Source organism: Actinomadura sp. 7K534 (assembly GCF_004348575.1).
GTDB classification, from domain to species: Bacteria; Actinomycetota; Actinomycetes; order Streptosporangiales; family Streptosporangiaceae; genus Spirillospora; species Spirillospora livida.
Genome location: NZ_SMKB01000397.1, coordinates 1 through 3688 on the forward strand (window position 1 = coordinate 1; position 3688 = coordinate 3688).

5 protein-coding genes are annotated in these 3688 nt (G+C 72.3%); 1 reads left to right on the forward strand and 4 read right to left on the reverse strand.

The genetic code is table 11. The features are described 5' to 3' along the window. Positions 1-313: response regulator transcription factor (locus tag E1266_RS36195; RefSeq protein WP_132054945.1), on the reverse strand; the 313-nt coding region annotated here is incomplete at its 3' end. 193 nt (positions 314-506) lie between these two features. On the opposite strand from E1266_RS36195, the gene E1266_RS36200 reads away from it, so the two are divergent. Beyond that, the gene (locus E1266_RS36200; RefSeq protein ID WP_132054953.1) at positions 507-1472 is read left to right on the forward strand and encodes a phosphoribulokinase; all 966 of its coding nucleotides are present in this window, start codon (positions 507-509) and stop codon (positions 1470-1472) included. 111 nt (positions 1473-1583) lie between these two features. On the opposite strand, the gene E1266_RS36205 is transcribed toward E1266_RS36200, so the two are convergent. The 3 genes from E1266_RS36205 to E1266_RS36215 form a co-directional block, all read right to left on the reverse strand. Further along, positions 1584-2642, reverse strand: a complete 1059-nt coding sequence (locus E1266_RS36205; RefSeq protein ID WP_165966360.1) for an ion channel — start codon at positions 2640-2642, stop codon at positions 1584-1586. Positions 2643-2784: 142 nt separating this feature from the next. Next, positions 2785-3126, reverse strand: a complete 342-nt coding sequence (locus E1266_RS36210) for a hypothetical protein (protein WP_132054949.1) — start codon at positions 3124-3126, stop codon at positions 2785-2787. A gap of 60 nt (positions 3127-3186) precedes the next feature. Then, positions 3187-3645: a peroxiredoxin gene (locus E1266_RS36215; protein ID WP_132054951.1), complete on the reverse strand. Its 459-nt coding sequence runs from the start codon at positions 3643-3645 to the stop codon at positions 3187-3189. Positions 3646-3688 lie beyond the last annotated feature (43 nt).

The window sequence follows — 3688 nt, forward strand, 5'->3', positions numbered from 1 at the left end:
CGCCCGCCCCGGCCCGCAGCGCCTCGAAGACGTACTGCTCGTCGTCGTACACCGACAGGAACACCACCCGGGTCTCCGGGACGTGCCCGGTGATCCGGCGGCACAGGTCGAGGCCGCTCTCCGGCCCGAGCCGCACGTCCAGCAGGACGACGTCGGGACGCAGCGTGGTGACCAGCCGGGCGGCGTCGTCCCCCGTCCCCGCCTGCCCGACGACGCGCACGCGCCCGGAGAACCCGGCCAGCATGGCCTGCAGCCCGGCGAGGATCATCTCGTGGTCGTCGACCAGGACGACGCGTACGGGGACGCTGCTCATTCCCGCACGATAACAACCGGAAGCTACTCACCAGTAGGCCGACCCGGGCACAGATGCGGAGGCTTCCTCCGCCGTTTCACCCCTGCACTCCCCTAGATGGGGGAAGTGTCACCCGCCGTCCACCCCGTACTCTCCTAGACGAAAACCGGTTTCCGCAGGACGGAGGAGCAAGGTGCCCCATCGGATCGTGCATATGCTCCGGGCGCGGGGAGCGGGCCGCCGCCCCGTCATGCTCGCCATCGCGGGCGACAGCGCCGCCGGCAAGACCACCCTGACCAGGGGGCTCGTCCAGTGCCTGGGAGCCGACCGGATGACGGCGGTCTGCGTGGACGACTACCACCGCTACGACCGCGCCGAACGCGCCGGGAAGCCGTTCACGGCGCTGCACCCCGACTGCAACCACATCGACATCATGGAGCAGCACCTGCAGCTGCTGTCGATGGGCGAGCCGATCCTCAAGCCCGTCTACGACCACTCCACCGGCGAACTCGTCCGCCCCGAGCTGGTCGAGCCGCGCGACTTCGTGATCGTCGAGGGGCTGCTCCCGCTGCACACCCGGATGGCCCGCGCCTGCTTCGACATCACCGTCTACCTCGACCCGCCGGAGCCGCTGCGCCACTCGTGGAAGGTGCGCCGCGACTGCGCCAAACGCGGGTACACGCCCGAGCAGGTCATGGCCGAGCTCGACCGCCGCGAGCCCGAGAGCGCCGCCTACATCCGTCCGCAGCGCAAGCACGCCGACATCGTCGTGCGGTTCGCGCCCGTCGCCGGGAGGCTCGACCCGCCCGGCACCCCGCTGTCCGCCGAGCTGCTGCTCCGCCCCACGATCGACCACCCCGACCTGGCGGACGTCCTGGACAGCGGCCCCGTCGGCGTAGGCGCCGACCGGACCGAGACGGCCATGCACCTGCGCCTGCACCGCGACACCGACGGCCGCCCCGTCGACGCGCTGCACGTCCACGGATACGTCTCCCCGGAGGAGTCGCAGGTCGTCAAGAAGGCCATACTGGAACACCTCGGCCCGCGCGCCGGCACGGCCCTCCCCGACCCCGGGGTCCTCGGCCACCTCGGCGACGCGGGCACCAGCGACCCCCTCGCCATCACGCAGCTCCTGCTGCTCTACCACCTGCTGGACGCCGACCACCGGCAGGCGGCCTGACCCCGCGAGCGCGCGGGGAGGCCCCGGAGCCTCGGACCTGTGCTCCGGGCCGCGCGCGACGCGGCACCCGGGAGGGCGCCCCAGCGGGCGCGCGGGCGCCCTCCCGGCCCTTCACAGCTCGTGCCAGGGGACATCGGGACGGGTACGGGCCACCACCGCCAGGGCCTGGCCGCCGCGGATCATCTCGTCCGGGGCGGCGGTCAGCCGGAACGTGGTGTCGGGGCGATGCGACTCACCGACGGCGAGCAGGGTGCTGCCGCGCCGCAGGAGAAAGATCGCGACGTCCATCCGGGACCACTCGCCGGCGTCCTCCGGGATGTTCACCCGGTACAGGGCGCCGTCGGCGTCCAGGGTGCTGGCGAGGTTGTGGTAGATCGCGGCGATCCCCGGGTTGCGGATCGCGGCCGCCACCACGGCGGAGTCGTCGATGTCGACCGGCTCGATGTCCGCGCCGATCAGCCGCAGCGCCTCGGTGATCTCCACGCGGCGGTTGCCCTCGTGCACCCCCGCCAGGAGGTGGACGGCCGGATCGCCCTTGCGCCGCAGGTACGCCTCCACGCCCAGCATCACCCGGACGGTCTCGTCGTCGGTGTGCCCGACGACCACCACGGTCCTGGCGGCCTCCAGGCACGCGCGCTCGTAGGCCGTCTCGTCGAAGGCCACCACGTCGTACAGGTCCGGATCGGGATTCTCACCCGTCAGCTCGTCCGGCCAGAAGACCGCGACGACGGGAGTCTTGGCGAACTCCCGGTCCGCGCGGATCTGGCCGATGATGGCCCGCAGGCCGTCACGGTGGTAGCCGACCATCACGATGTGCCGCTTCAGGTGCAGCCGCGCCTGGCCGTTGGCCCTCATCGTCCGTCCCTTCCCCATCCAGAGAGTCAGCTCGGCGAACATCACCAGCCCGGCGGTCAGCCCCGCCCCGATGATGATCACGCCGCCGATGCGCCCGCCGGTCGAGGCCGGGGCCAGATCGCCGTAGCCGGTCGTGGTGCCGCTGACGAGGAAGTACCAGACGTACTCGTGCGGCTTCGCGATGTCGGCGCCGGGCTCCTCGAACAGCGCCATCAGCAGCCAGCCCACCACGAAGGCCGTGGCCAGGACGAGCGCGGGCACGCGCCAGGAGCGCCCGGTGATCCGGTTGACCAGCTGCATCAGCACGATCGGCATCCGGGCAGCGTGGCAGGATGCGGATTTTCGCGTCAAGTACGAAATCCGTGGTCGGCGCGGTGATGGAGCGCGGATCGGGAGCACGGCGGCGAGAACGGCCGCCATGGCCGAAAGGGCTTGCGCCGTGCTCGGAGCGCCGTGCTCAGAGCGCGGGGCCGCGTTTCAGGACGCGGCTGAGGGCCGCGGCCACCTCCGCGGAGAGGTCGCCGTCGGCGGAGCCGCCCGGCGGGGCGCCCGAACGGACGAGGTCGGCGGGGGCGGCCTCCCGGGTGTGCCCGCAGTCGCGGCACTCGACCTCGCCGAGCCGGCACACCAGGGCGGCCGAGCCGCAGGCCGAGCAGCGGTCGAGATCGTCCGCCCAGTCGCGGACGGCCTGGCAGCCGGGGCAGATCAGCACCTGCCGGTCCGCCCGGACCCCGCGCTTCCACGGGCTCGCGCCGCGCACGGGGTCGGTCTGCCGCGCCCCGCACCGGAAGCAGGGCATCACACCTCCAAGGGTGCGGGGACCGGTTCCGGCCACGCGGCCGGTGCCGGTCCGATTCGCTCAGAGCCCGGCGAGCGCCTTGCGGTACTCGTCGATGTCGCGTGCGTCCGGGATCGCGTTGACGACCTTCCAGCGGACCACGCCCTCGGTGTCGATGATGAAGGTGCCGCGCACGGCGACGCCCTTGCCCTCGTCGAACACGCCGTAACGCTGCGCCGTCCCGCCGTGGGGCCAGAAGTCCGACAGCAGCGGGAACAGGTACTTCTCCTGGTCGGCCCAGGCGCGCAGCGCGAACATCGAGTCGACCGAGACCGCCAGCACCTGGACGTCGTCGCCGCCCAGCGTGGGCAGCTCGTCCCTGATCTGGCACAGCTCGCCGGTGCAGACGCCGCTGAACGCCAGCGGGTAGAACACCAGGACGACGTTCTTCTCGCCGCGGAATTCCGACAGCCTCACCGGGGTGCCGTGCTGGTCCTTCAGCTCGAATTCCGGGGCGGCGTCGCCCACCTCAACAGCCAAAACCTCTCCCGCTGTTCCGTCCCCGCCCGCGGCGGGACCACGC